This is a genomic window from Nonomuraea helvata, assembly GCF_039535785.1.
Classification (GTDB): Bacteria; Actinomycetota; Actinomycetes; order Streptosporangiales; family Streptosporangiaceae; genus Nonomuraea; species Nonomuraea helvata.
This window is the reverse complement of sequence record NZ_BAAAXV010000001.1, coordinates 299,591-315,727: the sequence shown is the minus strand read 5'-3', so window position 1 is coordinate 315,727 and position 16,137 is coordinate 299,591. Positions and strand designations below refer to the sequence as shown.

Below are 16,137 nucleotides of genomic sequence, written 5' to 3'. Positions count from 1 at the left end.
GTCACTTGCCGAACCCGGCGGTCAGGCCGGCCAGCAGCTGGCGGCGGCCCACCACGTACAGGATCAGGATGGGCAGCGAGGTGAGGACGACGGAGGCGAGCACCGCGGGCACGTTGATGCTGTACTGGCCCTGGAACGTCCAGAGGGCCAGCGGCAGCGTGCGCTGCTCGGGGCTCTGCGTGAGGATCAGCGGCAGCAGGAAGCCGTTCCAGATCGTCAGCGCGTTGTAGATGGTCACCGTCACCACGGCCGGTCTGGTCAGCGGCAGCGCCAGGTTCCAGAGCGTGCCCATCTCGGTCGCGCCGTCCAGCCGCATCGACTCGAACAGCTCCTTCGGCACGTCCCTGATGAAGTTCGCCAGGATCAGCACCGACAGCGGGATCGCGAACGCGATCGACGGCAGGATCAGCGCCAGCAGCGTGTCGTAGAGGTGGAGCTTGATGATGATCAGATAGATCGGGATGACCGTGGCCTGGTGCGGGATGGCCAGGCCCATGAGGAACGTCGAGTTCGTCCAGCGCAGGAACCGCCCCCTGCCGCTGCGGACGATCGCGTACGCCGCCATGAACGACACCGCCACGGCGGGCACGACCGCGCCGACCGTGACGACGACGCTGTTGATGAAGTACCGGATGAAGTCCGACTCGATGACCATCTGGTAGTTGGCCAGCGTGGGCTCGGACGGCGGCACGAGAGGGTTCTCGGCGTAGTAGTTGCTCTGCGACTTGAAGCTGGTGATGACGATCCAGTAGATCGGCACGACCACGACCGCCAGCCAGAGCCAGGCGATCGCGCCGCCCAGCCAGTTGGGGCGGCGCGTCACCCCTTTGGGGTGGGCGGTGTCGTGCTTCGCCGCGGCCTGCGAGGAGTCCTTCGCGAGGGTCGTCGCCATGTCAGGCCCCTTCCAGCTGGCTGTGGCTCGAGTTCCGGCCGCCGAGCCGGCGCAGCAGCAGTGCCAGCACCAGGCCCACCAGGACGAGGATGACGGCGATCGCGCTCGCCGGGCCCATCAGGTTGGCCTGGAAGCCCCTCTTGTACATCTCCAGCGCGAGCACCCGCGTGGCGTCGCCGGGGCCGCCCGCGGTGAGTACGAAGATCAGGTCGAAGAAGACCAGCGAGCCCACGACCATCAGGGTCGAGGACGTGATGATCGTGTACTTGAGCTGGGGCAGGGTGATGCTGAAGAACATGCGCACCCGGCCGGCGCCGTCGATCTCGGCGGCCTCGTACATCGAGCGCGGGATCTGGCGTACGCCGCCCTGGTAGATCAGCGAGTGGAACGGGATGAACTGCCACGACACCACGAAGATCACGACGCTGAAGGCGAGGACCGGTTCGCCGAGCCAGTCCTGCACGAGGATCGGGATCCCCAGCCCGGCGCCGAGCCCGAAGTTCGGGTCGAGCAGCGCCTTGTACGTGATCGCGATGGCGGCCGAGCTGAGCAGCAGCGGGATGAAGTACACCACCGAGAGCACCGCGCGGTAGCGCTGGAAGCCGGCCAGGAACGTGCCGAGCAGGATGCTCGCCGGCGTCTGCACCGCCCACGACAGGGCGATGACCAGGAACGTCACCCACAGCGCGTGCGGGAGGCCGGGATCGCTGAGAACGGCCCGCCAGCTGTCGAAGCCGGCCGGGCGGATCTCGCCGAGCCCGTCCCAGGAGGTGAAGCTGAGCACGAAGACCCCGATGAGCGGGATCACGGCGAACGCGACGAACAACAGCAGGGCCGGCACGGCCAGCCAGGCCAGGCCGCGTCCCTGGCCGCCCGGCGCGGCGGTCAGGGACGCATTCCCCCTGGCGGGGACAGGGGGGACGGTCACTTGCCGATGACCTCGTTGAGGTTCGTGGCGAACTGCTGCGGCGAGATCGACAGCTGGAACAGCTTGGCGATGTTGTCCAGCAGGACCTCGGACGCGGTCGGGCTGAGCGCCTGGTCCCAGGACTGCTGGAAGGACTTGGCGTTGGCGGCGGTGTCGTAGACGAACTTCTGCCACGGCGCGTCCGCGCCGGAGCCGAACTGCGCGTCCACGCCCTTGACGATCGGCACCTGGGTGGTGCCGACCCAGTCCTTGGACTGGGCGTCGGAGTTCATCTCGGTGAGGAAGAACTTCTTGGCGATCTCCTTCGCCTCCGGCGTCGCCTTGGAGGAGATCGACATGTACTGGGCCGGGTTGCCCACGGTGTCGCTGGGGTCGCCCTTGCCGCCCTGGACGGCCGGGAAGTTCATGTAGCCGAGGCTGCCGCCGGTGACGAAGTCGCCGCCGTCGGTCTTCATCGACCCGTACGTCCAGCCGCCGTGCAGCATCATCGCGGCCTTGCCGGTGTAGAGCAGCGCCTGGTCGGCGTTGGAGTCGGCGGTGATGGACGAGAAGCCCTTGACGAAGCCGTTGGCCTTGATGAGCTCCTGCATCTTGGTCAGGCCCTCGATGGCGGCCGGGTTGTTCCAGGCGTTCTTCTCGCCGTCGTAGATGGCCTTGAACACCTCGGGGCCGCCGATGCGGTCGAAGAGGAACTCCAGCCACATCATGTTCGTCCAGCGCGACTGCCCGCCGAGGGAGAACGGCGCGACGCCCGCGGCGTTGAACTTCTTGACCAGGTCCATGATGTCGCCCCACTCCTGCGGGGGCTGCGCGCCGACCTTCTCGAAGACCTTCTTGTTGTAGTAGAGGACGATCGGCGTCACGCACTCGACCGGCACCGCGTAGATCTTGTCGTCGACCGTGGCCGCGCCGAGGGAGGACGGGAAGAGCCGGTCCTTGTAGGCCGCGTTCTGGTCGAACCAGGAGGTGAGGTCGTCGACCTGGCCCGCCTGCACGTAGCTGCGCAGGCCGCCGCCGCCCCAGCCCCAGATGATGGTGGGGGCCTCGCCCGCGCCGATCGCGGTCTTGATCTTCGTCTTGAACGCGTCGTTCTGGAAGGTCGTCGTCGCCAGCTGGCTGCTCGGGTTGGCCTTGTTGAAGCGCTCCACCGCACGGGTGCGCACGCCCTCGTTCGGCTGGCCGGTGAGGTACCAGTAGGTGGCCTTGCCCCCACCGCCGCCACCGCCGCTGGTGCTGCCGCCGCCGCCACCCGCGCCCGCTTGGGTGGGCCCGGAGCTGCCGCAGGCGGCCAGGGCGGCTCCCAGGGGAACGCCCATGGAGAGGGTGAGGAAGGTACGGCGAGAGGATGTCCTGGTCTCCACGCTGATCTCCGTAACTGAACGCCGGGGGGATGGGCCGCGCGGCTCGTTGATCGTGAGGTGTGGTGGCGGGGGCCGTGGAGCCGGCCCCTATTTCGCTTCTGTTGAGTTAGCCTGTCGAAACATTTGCGACATACCGCGTGGTCCGTCAATCTAGGTTTCGGCTATGTGCCTGTCAAGACCGTCGTGCCTGCGAACCTGCCCATCCGGCCAGGGCGTGTGTAAAGTACTCAGGCGCGGCGTTCAACTGGTGGTCTGGCGCCGAGGAGGTCCTGCTCACAGGTCGGTCGCGGAACGTTCACGACCTCGAAACATTTCGAAAACTCACGGTGGACATCGCCTTGAAGGAGAGCAGCAGATGACGGCTCTGGATCGGACGCCCGCGGTGGACGGTGTGCTTCATCCGTGGCAGGACCCGGCACTCCCCGTGTCCGACAGGGTCGACGCGCTCCTCGCGGAGATGACCCTGGAGGAGAAGGTCGGCCAGCTCGGCAGCCGGTGGATCGGCAACGACATGCAGCACGAGCCGATCGAGGACGCCGAGACGGTGAACGTGGCGCCGATGCAGGACGTGTTCGCGGCCTCGGGCACGGTCCCCTTCGACGAGGCGATCAGGCACGGGCTCGGGCATCTGACCCGGGTGCACGGCAGCGCTCCCGTGACTCCGCAGGAGGGCGCCGCCGAGGTGGTCAGGCTGCAGCGGGAGGTGGTCGGGCGGTCCAGGTTCGGGATCCCGGCCATCGTCCACGAGGAGTGCCTGACCGGGTTCACCACGTACGGGGCGACCGTCTATCCCGCGGCCATCGCGTGGGGCGCGACGTTCGATCCTGAGCTGGTGGAACGGATGTCGGCCGCGATCGGGCGCGACATGGCCGCCGTGGGCGTCCACCAGGGCCTGTCACCGGTCCTGGACGTGGTACGCGACTACCGGTGGGGCCGGGTCGAGGAGACGATGGGTGAGGACCCGTACCTCGTCTCGATGCTCGGCGCCGCCTACGTGCGCGGACTGGAGAGCGCCGGCATCATCGCCACGCTCAAGCACTTCGCCGGATACTCGGCCTCGCGGGCCGCGCGCAACCACGGGCCGGTCCCCATGGGGCGGCGCGAGCTGATGGACATGATCCTGCCGACGTTCGAGACGGCGATCGCGCTCGGCGGGGCGCGCTCGGTGATGAACTCCTACTCCGACGTGGACGGCGTGCCCGCCGGGGCGGACCCCTGGCTGCTGACCGAGGTGCTGCGCGAGGAGTGGGGCTTCACCGGGACGGTCGTGTCGGACTACTGGGCCGTCCCGTTCCTCGCGACCATGCACCACGTCGCCGCCGACACCCTCGAGGCGGGCGCGCAGGCGCTGGCCGCCGGGATCGACGTCGAGCTGCCGGACACCCTCGGCTTCGGGCAGCACCTGGTCGAGCGGGTGCGCGGCGGCGAGCTCCCCGAGTCGCTGATCGACCGGGCGGTGCGCCGCCTGCTCACCCAGAAGGTCCAGCTGGGGCTGCTCGACCCGGACTGGACGCCCGAGAAGTCCGTGTCGGCGGCCGCCGCCGTGGACCTCGACTCGCCGGGCAACCGGGCGCTGGCGCGCGAGCTGGCCGAGCGGTCGATCGTGCTGCTGGACGCCGGGACCGCGCTGCCGCTGCGGCCGGGGCTGCGGCGGGTGGCGGTCGTCGGGCCGTGCGCCGACGACCCGCGTACCTTCATGGGCTGCTACGCCTTCCCCAACCACGTGCTGCCCCGACACCCCGGGCTCGGGCTCGGCGTCGAGGCGCCCAGCCTGCTCGACGCGCTGCGGGCCGAGCTGCCGGACACCGAGCTCGTCCACGAGCGGGGCTGTGACGTGCAGGGCGAGGACCGCTCCGGCTTCGCGGCCGCGGCCGCCGCAGCACGCGAGGCGGACCTGTGCGTGGTGGCCGTGGGCGACCTCGCCGGGCTGTTCGGCCACGGGACGTCGGGGGAGGGCTGCGACGCCGACGACCTGCGGCTGCCCGGCGTCCAGGAGGACCTGCTGGCCGAGCTCGCCGCCACGGGCACGCCGGTCGTCGTGGTCGTGGTCTCCGGCCGCCCGTACGCGCTGGGCGCGGCCCACGCCGGCGCCGCCGCGCTCGTCCAGGCGTTCATGCCGGGAGAGGAGGGCGGCGCGGCCATCGCCGGCGTGCTGTCCGGGCGGGTCCAGCCCTCGGGCAGGCTGCCGGTGCAGATCCCGCGCGGGCACGGCGGGCAGCCGGGCACCTACCTGCAGCCGCCGCTGGGCACCAACAGCCAGGGCATCAGCAACCTCGACCCGACCCCGCTGTTCCCGTTCGGGTACGGCGCCTCCTACACCACCTTCGAGGTCGGCGACCTGCGCGTCGACGCCGCAGAGGTGCCCACGGACGGCGAGTTCGCCGTGTCGGTCCGCGTGCGCAACACCGGCGGGCGGGCCGGCGAGGAGGTCGTCCAGCTCTACCTGCACGACGTCCTCGCCCAGGTCACCCGGCCGGTCCGGCAGCTGGCCGGGTTCGCCAGGGTCCGGCTGGAGCCCGGGGCGAGCGCCCGCGTGACCTTCCTGGTACACGCCGACCGGACGGCCTTCACCGGACGCGATCTGAGGCGCATCGTGGAGCCGGGGGAGATCGAGGTGTTCGTGGGCACGTCGGCGGCCGACCTGCCATGCTGGGGCACGGTCCGGCTGACCGGCCCGGTCCGGGTCGTCGGCCACGACCGGCGCCTTGTCACCCCCGTAACGGTCTCGGAGGTCCCGGAGGCCTCAGAGCAGGAGGGAAGCGATGCCGGCCAGTCCTAGACGTGCCACGCTGGCCACGGTCGCGGCTTCGGCCGGCGTGTCGGTGGCGACCGTGTCCAAGGTGCTCAACGGCCGCAGCGACGTGGCGCCGGCCACGCGTTCCCTGGTGGAGTCGCTGCTGCGGGAGCACGACTACATGGCGCCGTCGCCGCGCCGGGGCCCGGGCGCCAACGGGGCCGTCGCGATGTGCACGGTCGAGGTGCAGTTCGACAGCGACCTGAGCGCCTACTCCACGGAGATCGTCCAGGGGGTGGTCTCGGCCGGTGCCGAGCTGGGCGTCGGGGTCGTCGTCAGCGTCAGGAAGACGGTCGACCACCCGGCCTCGTGGGCCCGCGACCTGGTCGCCGCCGGGCGCCGGGCGCTGGTCGCCGTCACGTGCGAGCAGCTGAACGACAGGCAGCTGCGGGCCCTGTCCCGCGTCCAGCTGCCCCTGGTCGTGATCGACCCGCTCAACCTGCAGCACGACCAGGTGACCAGCATCGGCTCGACCAACTTCGCCGGCGGGCTGGCCGCCACCCAGCACCTGCTGTCCCTCGGGCACCGCCGCATCGCCTACATCGGAGGCCCGGCCACCGCGACCTGCAACCAGGCCCGGCTGCACGGCTACCGCGCCGCCATGGAGGCCGAGGGCGTGCCGGTGCCGCCCGGCTACACCCGCTTCGGCCGCTTCCGCTACCAGGACGGCATGGACCACGGCGCGGCCGTGCTAGACCTGCCGGAGCCGCCGACCGCGATCTTCGCCGGCTGCGACGAGGTGGCGCTCGGCGTCATGGAGGCCGCCAGGGCGCGGGGCCTGCGCGTTCCCGAGGACCTGAGCATCGTGGGCTTCGACGACACCCAGATCGCCCGGATGACCTCGCCGCCGCTGACCACCGTCCGCCAGCCGCTGCGCGAGATGGGCGGCGTGGCGCTGCGTACGGCGCTGCGCCTGGCGGACGGCGAGAAGATCGACTCCCACCACGTCGAGCTGGCCACCGAGCTGATCGTCCGCGCCTCCACGGCGGACGTGGCCTGCGCGGAGCATGCCTGACGACCCGCTTGTCGTACACGCACGTGCCGTGAGGGCCTCGGTGCCGGCGAGCGTGTCACGGGCGGGGGTGCCGCCCGGCGTCCTCGTCGAAGACCGGCGGCTCGCCCGGGGGCAGCGGCGTGCGGAACGCGGCCAGCGACAGCGCCAGCGTGTCGTAGTAGCCGACCAGGACGACCAGCTCGTACAGGCGTGCCGTGCCGAGGGCGGCCTCGGCACGGGCGTAGAGGTCGTCGTCGAGGCCGCGGTGCAGGACGAGGGCCCGGCAGGCGGCGCGCACGGTGCGCTCGGCCTCGCCGAACGTCCCGGCGTCCGCCCCCGAGCGCAGCGCGGCCAGCTCCTTGCCGGTCAGGCCCGCGTCGCGGCCCACGCGCTCGTGCGCGTACCACTCGAAGTCGCTGCGGCGCGCGACGGCCACCTCCAGGATCGCGATCTCGCGCCATCGGGCCGGCAGGTCCGTCGCGTATCGGATCGCCGCGCCCAGCCGCTGCAGGGGCCCGCCGACGCCCGGGGCGATGAGCATCGCGTTGAACGGGCCCTCCAAGCGGCCCTCCGGGTCCGTCAACCGGAACGGGCCCGCGGCACGCGGTCCTGACGCTATCTCGTCGTACACCGCGCGCTGTTCGGCGGTCAGGGCGCGCGGGTCGTGCCAGGGGATCCGTCCGTGCCCGGCGCCCCCACGCTCATCCTGATCGTCAGGCTGCTGCATTCGTGACCTTCCGTCCTGATACTGGTTCCCGGTGCAGTACGTGGGACCGAGGAGGGACCGGGTGGAGGCCAAGGGTCGTACCGCCGAGATCATGGTCGCGGAGGCGCGCAAGGCGTTCTGGGTGATGGTCGGGTTCCTGGCCGTCATCTGGATCGTACAGATCCCCAACTGGCTGTCGGGCTACGCGCTCAGCTACCAGTACGGCGTCCAGCCATGGAACCTGGCACGGCTGCCCGACATCGTCCCGTCGGCGTTCCTGCACTGGAGCTGGGAGCACATCGAGGCCAACTCGGGGCCGCTGTTCATCTTCGGCTTCCTGTCCGCCTATCGGGGCGTCGCCAAGTTCTTCAGCGTCACGGGGCTCATCATCGTGGTCAGCGGCCTCGGCGAATGGTTCACCGCCAGCCCGCAGAGCGTCGGCGCGGGCGCGAGCGGCGTGGTCTTCGGCTACTTCGGCTACATCCTGGTGCGCGGCGCCTTCGACCGGCATCTGATCGACATCGTGGTGGGCGTGGTCATGGCCCTGTGCTTCGCCTACACGTTCGCCGGGCTGCTGCCCCAGGAGGGCATCGGCTGGCAGGCTCACGTGTTCGGCTTCGTCGGCGGCGTGGCGGGCGGCTGGCTGTTCCGCGACCGCAAGCGCCCCCGGCCGGCGCCGGCCGCCCCGCAGCAGGACACCAGGGCCGCGCTGCTGAAGGAACTGGACGATCTCGGGCTCTGACCTGCGCGTCCGGCGGGGCATGGCCGAAAGTACGACCTCGCCGGTGGCTGAAAGGCCGAACCGGCGCGAGCCGTTCCGCCGATGTCCCGGGCCGCCGCCGTCGTCACCATCGAGACATGACCGACACCAAGGCGGCCCGGCTCATTCCCGCCGGGCTCCTCGCCCTCAGCTTCGTCCCGGTAGCGGCGGGCGCCGTCCGCATGACCGAGCTGACCATCGGCGCCGACATCACGCCGGACAACGCGCGCTTCTTCGCCGCACCTGTTCCCGTGATACTGCACATCGTCGGCGTCACCGTCTACGGCGTCCTGGGGGCCTTCCAGTTCGCGCCCGGGTTCCGCCGCCGCAGGCCCGCGTGGCACCGGGTGGCCGGGCGGGTGCTGGTGCCGTCCGGTCTGGTCGCGGCGCTCTCCGGCCTGTGGATGACGGTGTTCGCCGATCTTCCTGCCGGCGACGCGGGGCTCCTGACCGGGTTCCGGCTCGTGTTCGGCTCGGCCATGGCCGGCTGCATCGTGCTCGGCTTCGCCGCGATCCTGCGGCGCGACGTCGTCCGGCACCGCGCCTGGATGATCCGCGGGTACGCGATCGGCATGGGGGCGGGCACCCAGGCGGCGACCCAGCTCCCCTGGATCCTGGTCGCGGGCGTCGCGCCCGAAGGGGTGACGCGGGCGCTGTTGCTCGGTGCGGCCTGGATCATCAACCTCGCCGTGGCCGAATGGGTCATTCGCCGGCGCTTCCCGCGATAAAAGCAGCGAGTATTACGGCTCCGCTCATCGGAAAAGCAGAGAACGGGCCGCCGGAATGAACCGGCGGCCCATCGGCGTTACCGCCTGACTATTGTCTTCTTGGGCCCGCAGTAGGCGAATTTCACCTTGTACGGCTTGCTCACGCAGGCCCACAGCTCGATCGTGCCGTGCGGCATGCTGACGGTCTTCTGCTCGATGCAGTCCTGGTCCTTGTAGTAGTTGACGTACTGGTAGGTGTGGCCCTGGTACCGCACCTTGGCCATCGCGTACCGGTGGTCGGTGCTGCGGTCGCAGACCAGGATTCTGTTGTGGCCGGACAATTGGGCCTCGGCCAGCACGTCCCCGTGACGGTTGGTGAGATAAGCCCCCGGATGCGCCTGCGCGGTGGCCGACGCGGCGGTCGATCCCATGACGGTGACACCTAGTCCGGCAATGGCGGTGATGAGCAGCAGTTTTCTCACTTTGCCCCCTGTCGGTGATGTTTTCCGTAGGAAATGACGATGATTTCACCAGCAAAGTTCAGAGAAATCTGGGGGACTTCAGCCGCCGGGCCGGACCAGGCCGCTCTCGTAGGCCAGGATGACCAGCTGGACGCGGTCGCGTACCTCCACCTTGGCGATGGCCCTGGTGATGTGGGTCTTGGCGGTGAACGGGCTGATCGTGAGGCGTTCGGCGATCTCGTCGTTGGACAGGCCGAGCGCGACCAGCCGCACCACCTCCAGCTCCCTGGCGGTGAGGGCGGTCAGCCGCTGCCGGGCGACGGGGGCCGGCCCCTGCCGGTGGGCGAACTGCTCCACCACCCGGCGGGTGACGCCGGGCGACAGCAGCGCGTCCCCGGCCGCGACGGCGGTGACCGCGCGGCGCAGTTCGCTCGGCTCGACCTCTTTGGTGAGGAAGCCGCTGGCTCCGGCGCACAGCGCGTCGAAGACGTGCTCGTCGGTGTCGAACGTGGTCAGGATGATCACCCGGCAGCCGGTGCCGGACACGATGTGGCGGGTGGCGGTGATGCCGTCCATCCCGGGCATCCGGATGTCCATGAGGACGACGTCGGGACGCGTGCCGGCGGCCAGCCGCACGGCCTCGTCGCCCGTGGCCGCCTCGCCGACGACGGCGACGTCCCGGGAGCGGGCCAGCAGGCTGCGGAAGCCGGCCCGTACCAGTGCCTGGTCGTCGGCGAGGAGCACTTTGATCGTCATACGGGGGAGCCTGCCACAGGGATCTCGGCCCGGATCGAGAAGGCGCCCGGCACTGGCTCCACGGTGAGCGTGCCCCCGAGCGCGCTCACCCGTTCCCGCATGCCGGCCAGGCCGTGCCTCTCGACGATCTCGTCACACCCCCGGCCGTCGTCCGTGACCTCCACGACGACCGAGCGCGGCCCGCAGGCGATCGTGACCTGGGCCTTGGCCGCCCCCGAATGCTTGAGCGCGTTGGTGAGGGCCTCCTGGACGATGCGGTAGACGGCCACGGCCGGCGCGGCGGGGACGGCCGAGGGGTCGCCGCGCTCGTCGAGGGTCACCCGCAGGCCGCGCCGCGTCCGCGTCGTCCGTGACTCGTCACTCGCACCTGCACCTGGCGTGCTACGCCCTACACCGAAAGCAGTACGGCCGCACCTGGGACGCGTCCGCCGGCCGGCGCATCGCGCCCACGTGCAGGCGGGGCCGGAGTGTCCGCACAGAGCAAGATCGTGCCAAGTGTTGACAGAAGGCACGTGTCACGTCCCCTGTGATGACTCCGTGGGGCGAATCTGCCCTTCGGCGCCAGTGCCGGTCATCCGGCCCTGGCGGTCGAAGGTGGTTTCCGCTCGACGAGAGGAACAACAATATGAGGCACATCCCACGGATGTGTTACCCGTTCGCCCTGGCGGCGGCCCTGCCCCTGACACTGTTCACCCCGGCCCACGCGAACGCCGGGTCTTCCGTCCGGACCCCGGCCGGTCAGCGCGCCGTGCAGGACCCGACGTCCTGCCCCGAGCAGGTGTCGCTGGTCAACGGCGGCTTCGAGGCGCCCGTCGTCACCGGCGGGCCGTGGGCCCCGCTCCCCGACGCCTCGCAGGGCGGCGCGAACTCGGTCCCGGGGTGGCGGACGACCGCCACCGACCACAGGATCGAACTCTGGACCACGCGGATGGGCGTCCCACCCGTCGAGGGCGGGCAGTTCGCCGAGCTGAACGCGAACCAGGTCTCGACCCTCTACCAGGACCGCCCGACCACCCCGGGCCAGAAGCTGTACTGGCGGCTCTCTCACCGGGGCCGCCTCGGCACCGACACGATGGCCCTGGACATCGGCGATCCCGCGCGTCCGGCGGAGCAGGCGACCATGTCCGACGGCAACGGGCGGTGGGGCACCTACTCCGGCACCTACACCGTGCCCGCCGGGCAGACGACCACCAGGTTCGCCTTCCGCTCCATTTCCGCCGCCGGGGGAAACCCCACCTTCGGCAACCTGCTCGACGACATCTTCTTCGGCACCCCGCCCTGCGTCATCGTGACCAAGTCCGCACGTCCTGAGGGGCCCGTGAACGTCGGGGACGTGATCACCTACCGGTTGACCGCCGTCAACAAGGGCGGTGGCGCGGCGGACGGCACCCGGCTGACCGACACGATCCCCGCGGGCACCACCTTCGTGCCCGGCTCGCTCCGGGTCGCCGACGGCCCCAATGGCGGAGCCAAGACCGACCAGGCCGGCGACGACCAGGCCGAGTTCGACCCCGCCACCGGGAAGGTCGCCTTCACTCTGGGCGACGGCGCGACCGCCACGGCCGGCGGCCGGCTGCCCGACAGCGGCGTCCTGCCCGACGGCACCACCGTGGAGTTCCAGGTCAAGGTCGGCCGGGCCGCCGCGGGCGGCAAGGTCACCAACCGGGCCGCGGTCGACTACGAGAACCGACTGGGGCCGGAGCCCGTGCCGTTGACCTCCACCAGCGGCGACGCCGTGACCGAGGTCAATCCCGCGGTCGACCTGAGCGTGGTCAAGGCCGCCGAGCAGACACGGGTCACCGTCGGCGGCACGGTCACCTACCAGCTGGCCGTCCGCAACGCCGGGCCGAACGACGCCACTGGTGTCGTGGTCAAGGACGCGCTGCCCGCCGGGCTCGCCCTCCTGTCGGCCACGCCCTCCACGGGCACGTACTCCGGCGACAAGTGGACGGTGGGCACGCTCGCCGCCGGCGACACCGCCACGTTGACCGTCCGGGCCAAGGCCACCGCGGTCGCCGAAACCATCAACACGGCCACGGTCGGCGGCAAGGAACTGGATCTCGACCCGTCCAACGACAGCGACAGCGTCAAGGTCTGCGTCGATCCCGCGCCCGACTGCCCGTACTGCACACCGCGAAAGGAGCCGAGGAGCAGAGCTGGTCTGCTGATAGCGGTCGGCTCGCCGGCCTGATTCCGCTCCGCCGCAACCCCTTCGCGGCGGAGCCCGTCCGCGACGACCGGCGGCCGCCCGCGAGTACGCAAGGAGGCCGCCGGTCGTCCTCAGCCCCGCGCCGAAAGCAGTACGGCTAGAGGGAGAGGCCGATCGCCGCCGACGTCTCCCGGTCCAGGAGGGCCGGGAGGATCGGCGGGTCCACCACGCGCACCGGCCTGAGCCGGAGGACGACGTCCGCCGGCGCTTCGGCGCGCGTGGTGACCGGGCCGTGCACCGCGATCGACTCGGCGCCGTCCCGCGAGAAAGAGCGGGCCAGCACATAGCAGACCTTGGGCGCGACACCGCTGAGCTCGAACGGCCCGGCGTACGGGACCATCGTGGTCAGCGCGGGCAGCCCCCTGGGAACCTGGTGCGGGAAGACCCCGACGAAGGTCGGATCGCTCCCCGCCCCTGGCGGCACCGTGATGACGCCCCGGATGACCGCCGGTCCGGTGCGCGCCGGCGGCGCCGGCCGGAAGCCCCCGTTCTGCCGATACTCGACAGGCGCCATGCCCACCATGGTCTTGAATCTCGAACTGAACGTCCCCACCGCGGAATAACCCACGATGTGGCAGATCTCCGTCACGCTGTACGACGTTTCCAGGAGGAGCCGCTTCGCCTCGTGCAGCCGCAGTGCGGAAAGGAAGCGCCCTGGTGAAACCCCGGTGACCCGCTGAAAGATACGAGAGAAGTGGAACTTGCTGAACATGGCGACGCGCGCCATGTCGTCGATGGTCACCTCTTCGCTCAGATTTTCATGGAGCATTGCGATGACGGCTTTAATGGATTCCTCGATCGCCTTGTCCATCTCAGCCCCCGTCCTGCTGTGTCCACGGGTGGATGATCGTGGAAATGGAGTGTAGTAACTCCTTTTGTCCTGATATATAGAACCGAGCACGACCCTGGTGTGAAATATTCATATACGCATTGGTGAATCGGTAACTTTCCCACCCGAGCCGGCTACCTCACAATCCTGGATGGCATGGTCGATCGAAACCGGAGGAGGCGGACATGGCCGCGCTCAGCACGCAGGCAGAGAAGATCAAGGAACAGGACTGGCGGTTCGCCGAGCTGGTCATGCGTACATGGGTCGAGCCGCAGCTCGCCGACCGCTACCTCCAGGACCCGGTGGGCACACTGGCCGGCTTCGGCATCGTCATCCGCAGCGAGGAAGAGGCGCCGGAGCTCCGGATGGGGTTACCGAAGGAGGTCTGTATCGAGATCGAGGACCTCGACCACCCGAGTGAGCAGGTCGCCGCCATGCCGTCGTTCGGGTGAACGCGGCCGGGCGATGGAATCCACCTCCCTCGGAGCCCCGCGCATCAGCTTCAAACGGCACGTACGCGTTGAGCTGATCCCCGGGGGATCCGTCTATCTTGTCTCGCACAACGGGACGTTCGCCCTGTCGGGCACGCATGCGCGCGCGGTCGCCACGCTGCTCGACGGCACCAGGACGTTGGCCGAGGTGCGGGAGGCGCTCGCCTCCACCTGCTCGTCGGAAGAGCTCGGCCAGATGCTCGGCCGGCTTTCGAAGGCGAACCTCGTCGGGTTCCGCGGCTCCTCCAAGGCGTGGCAGCCGCGGGACACGGAGGCCGACACCTACTGGGACCTGGCCGGGTACGACGGAGACCGCGTCGATCTCGGCCGGGCCTCCGTGGACATCGTGCCGGTCGGGAAGATCGACGCGGAGCAGGTCGGGGAAGCGTGCCGGGCCATGGGACTGAACAGGGCAGACGGCACGGGAGCGGTGGATCTTTCGCTGGTCTTCTGCGACGACTACCTTGACCGGGAACTGGACGCGATCGACCGGCGGCACCGCGCTCTGGGACGAGCCTGGTTGCCCGCCGTCACCTCCGGTGCCGTCCACTGGATCGGCCCGGTCTTCGACCCGGAGGCGGGACCGTGCTGGTCCTGCCTGGCCGCCCGCCTGAGCGAGCACCGGCAGGGCGAGAGCTGCATGCGCCGCGAGCTGGGCGGGAGCGGGTCCACCCGCCCTCCGCGGGCGTCGCTCCCCGCGACACGCGCCATCGGGGTCCAGCTGGCGATCCTGCAGGCGGCCAAGTGGCTGGCGGGGACGCGCGGCGACCTGTCCGGTCACCTGTGGACGATGGACACCACCACGCTGGAGCTCCGGCGGCATGTCGTGGAGCGCCGGCCGCAGTGTCCTTCGTGCGGGGACCCGGAGACGGTGGCCGCTCAGGCCAGGGCGCCGATCGTCGTACGGTCCCGGCCCAAGGCCACCACGTCGGGCAACGGCCACAGGTCGCTCTCCGCCGAGCAGGTGTGGCAGCGCTACGGCCACCTGGCGGATCCCGTCACCGGCGTCACAGGGGAGATCCGGCGCGACCCGCGCGCGCCTTCGTTCCTGCACTGCTACCTGGCGGGGCACAACCGCGCGCTGCGCTCGGACCGCCTCGACGTGGCGAGGGCGGGGCTGCGGTCGCGGAGCGGCGGCAAAGGGGCCAGCGACATCGAGGCCAAGGTGGGCGCCCTGTGCGAGGCGGTGGAACGGTACAGCGCCTCCCGCTTCGGGGACGAGGAGACGGTGCTCGACACCTTCCGCGGTCTCGGCCCGCAGGCTGTGCATCCCCAGGACTGCCAGCTCTTCCACCCTCGCCAGTTCGGCGGGCGTGAGCGCTGGAACGCCGCGCACATGGCGTTCCACCATGTCCCGGCGCCGTTCGACGAGACGGCGGCGGTGGAGTGGACGCCGGTGTGGTCCCTCACGACAGGACGGCACCGCTACCTGCCCACCGACCTTCTCTACTACCGCGCCGACGCGGCGGACGCGCCGGTGCGGGCCGACTCCAACGGCAACGCCGCGGGCTCGAGCCTGGAGGACGCGATCGTCCAGGGCTTCCTGGAGCTGGTGGAGCGGGACGCGGTGGCCCTGTGGTGGTACAACCGCACGCGCCAACCGGGGGTCGACCTGGCCTCGTTCGACGACGCGTGGATCATGGATCTCCGCGAGCGGTACGCCCGGACCGGGCGGCGTCTCTGGGTGCTCGATCTCACCACCGACCTGGGGATCCCGGCGATGGCGGCGATCTCCAAGCGGGTGGACAAGCCGGCCGAGGACATCATGCTCGGGTTCGGAGCGCACTTCGATCCGCAGGTGGCGCTCCGGCGGGCACTCACCGAGCTCGGCCAGCTGCTGCCCGCCGTGGCCGGGGCCAGGGCCGACGGCACCGGCTACGGCCTGGCCGACCCGCATCTCCTCGGCTGGTGGCGGACGGCGACGACGGCGGCGCACCCCTACCTGCTGCCCGACTCCCTGCGGCCGCCCCGCCACCGGTCCGACTACGCGTACGTGCCGCGCACCGATCTGCGCGACGACATCGACCATGTTCGCGGCCTGGTCAGCCGGATGGGTTCGGAGCTTCTCGTGCTCGACCAGACGCGGCCCGACATCGGCATGCCCGTCGTTAAGATCATTGTCCCGGGCCTCCGGCATTTCTGGGCCAGATTCGCCGAAGGCAGGCTGTATGACGTGCCGGTCCGGCTGGGCCGGCTCGAAACAGCGACTTCGTACGACGAGCTCAATCCGATCCCGTTGTTCCTGTGAC

Annotated in this window: 15 protein-coding genes; 7 read left to right on the top strand and 8 right to left on the bottom strand. The window is 70.4% G+C overall.

Translation table 11 applies throughout. The features are described from left to right. Position 1 precedes the first annotated feature (1 nt). From ABD830_RS01360 to ABD830_RS01350, 3 genes are read right to left on the bottom strand one after another with little or no spacing between them, the layout of a single operon-like run. Positions 2–892: a carbohydrate ABC transporter permease gene (locus ABD830_RS01360; RefSeq protein ID WP_344984377.1), complete on the bottom strand. Its 891-nt coding sequence runs from the start codon at positions 890–892 to the stop codon at positions 2–4. Between the two features lies 1 nt (position 893). Beyond that, positions 894–1,820, bottom strand: a complete 927-nt coding sequence (locus ABD830_RS01355; protein ID WP_344984376.1) for a carbohydrate ABC transporter permease — start codon at positions 1,818–1,820, stop codon at positions 894–896. Continuing rightward, positions 1,817–3,181 carry an extracellular solute-binding protein gene (locus tag ABD830_RS01350; protein WP_344984375.1) on the bottom strand — a complete coding sequence of 455 codons (1,365 nt, stop codon included), beginning with the start codon at positions 3,179–3,181 and terminating at the stop codon, positions 1,817–1,819. The genes ABD830_RS01355 and ABD830_RS01350 overlap by 4 nt, the downstream gene beginning before the upstream one ends. 355 nt (positions 3,182–3,536) lie before the next feature. Between ABD830_RS01350 and ABD830_RS01345 the strand changes: the two genes are divergently transcribed. Both ABD830_RS01345 and ABD830_RS01340 read left to right on the top strand, forming a co-directional pair. Then, positions 3,537–5,960, top strand: a complete 2,424-nt coding sequence (locus tag ABD830_RS01345) for a beta-xylosidase/alpha-l-arabinosidase (protein ID WP_344984374.1) — start codon at positions 3,537–3,539, stop codon at positions 5,958–5,960. Then, on the top strand, positions 5,944–6,990 hold the full coding sequence (locus ABD830_RS01340) for a LacI family DNA-binding transcriptional regulator (RefSeq protein WP_344984373.1): 1,047 nt from the start codon (positions 5,944–5,946) through the stop codon (positions 6,988–6,990). The genes ABD830_RS01345 and ABD830_RS01340 overlap by 17 nt, the downstream gene beginning before the upstream one ends. Before the next feature lie 55 nt (positions 6,991–7,045). Here ABD830_RS01340 and ABD830_RS01335 read toward each other — a convergent pair whose 3' ends face one another. Continuing rightward, positions 7,046–7,696 (bottom strand): carboxymuconolactone decarboxylase family protein, encoded by a 651-nt coding sequence (locus ABD830_RS01335; protein ID WP_344984372.1) that lies wholly within the window; start codon positions 7,694–7,696, stop codon positions 7,046–7,048. A gap of 61 nt (positions 7,697–7,757) precedes the next feature. Between ABD830_RS01335 and ABD830_RS01330 the strand changes: the two genes are divergently transcribed. Both ABD830_RS01330 and ABD830_RS01325 read left to right on the top strand, forming a co-directional pair. Next, the gene (locus tag ABD830_RS01330; RefSeq protein WP_344984371.1) at positions 7,758–8,417 is read left to right on the top strand and encodes a rhomboid family intramembrane serine protease; all 660 of its coding nucleotides are present in this window, start codon (positions 7,758–7,760) and stop codon (positions 8,415–8,417) included. Positions 8,418–8,533: 116 nt separating this feature from the next. Next, positions 8,534–9,163, top strand: a complete 630-nt coding sequence (locus tag ABD830_RS01325) for a DUF2306 domain-containing protein (RefSeq protein WP_344984370.1) — start codon at positions 8,534–8,536, stop codon at positions 9,161–9,163. A 77-nt stretch (positions 9,164–9,240) separates the two neighbouring features. Here the strand turns inward: ABD830_RS01325 and ABD830_RS01320 are convergent, their stop codons facing one another. The 3 genes from ABD830_RS01320 to ABD830_RS01310 all read right to left on the bottom strand — a co-directional run bounded on the left by ABD830_RS01320 (position 9,241) and on the right by ABD830_RS01310 (position 10,679). Beyond that, positions 9,241–9,624 carry a hypothetical protein gene (locus ABD830_RS01320; protein WP_344984369.1) on the bottom strand — a complete coding sequence of 128 codons (384 nt, stop codon included), beginning with the start codon at positions 9,622–9,624 and terminating at the stop codon, positions 9,241–9,243. A 78-nt stretch (positions 9,625–9,702) separates the two neighbouring features. Then, on the bottom strand, positions 9,703–10,359 hold the full coding sequence (locus tag ABD830_RS01315) for a response regulator transcription factor (RefSeq protein ID WP_344984368.1): 657 nt from the start codon (positions 10,357–10,359) through the stop codon (positions 9,703–9,705). Next, complete coding sequence (locus ABD830_RS01310; RefSeq protein WP_344984367.1) at positions 10,356–10,679, bottom strand: sensor histidine kinase; 324 nt, start codon at positions 10,677–10,679, stop codon at positions 10,356–10,358. Before ABD830_RS01310 ends, ABD830_RS01315 begins: the two co-directional genes overlap by 4 nt. 305 nt (positions 10,680–10,984) lie before the next feature. Between ABD830_RS01310 and ABD830_RS01305 the strand changes: the two genes are divergently transcribed. Further along, positions 10,985–12,550 carry a DUF11 domain-containing protein gene (locus ABD830_RS01305; RefSeq protein WP_344984366.1) on the top strand — a complete coding sequence of 522 codons (1,566 nt, stop codon included), beginning with the start codon at positions 10,985–10,987 and terminating at the stop codon, positions 12,548–12,550. A 115-nt stretch (positions 12,551–12,665) separates the two neighbouring features. On the opposite strand, the gene ABD830_RS01300 is transcribed toward ABD830_RS01305, so the two are convergent. Then, entirely contained in the window at positions 12,666–13,379 is a 714-nt protein-coding gene (locus ABD830_RS01300; RefSeq protein ID WP_344984365.1) for a helix-turn-helix domain-containing protein, read from the bottom strand. 203 nt (positions 13,380–13,582) lie between these two features. Here ABD830_RS01300 and ABD830_RS01295 point away from each other — a divergent pair, with 203 nt between their 5' ends. Beyond that, positions 13,583–13,849 carry a hypothetical protein gene (locus ABD830_RS01295; protein ID WP_344984364.1) on the top strand — a complete coding sequence of 89 codons (267 nt, stop codon included), beginning with the start codon at positions 13,583–13,585 and terminating at the stop codon, positions 13,847–13,849. Positions 13,850–13,862: 13 nt separating this feature from the next. Continuing rightward, positions 13,863–16,136, top strand: coding sequence for a TOMM precursor leader peptide-binding protein (locus ABD830_RS01290; RefSeq protein ID WP_344984363.1), 2,274 nt, complete (start codon positions 13,863–13,865; stop codon positions 16,134–16,136). Position 16,137 lies beyond the last annotated feature (1 nt).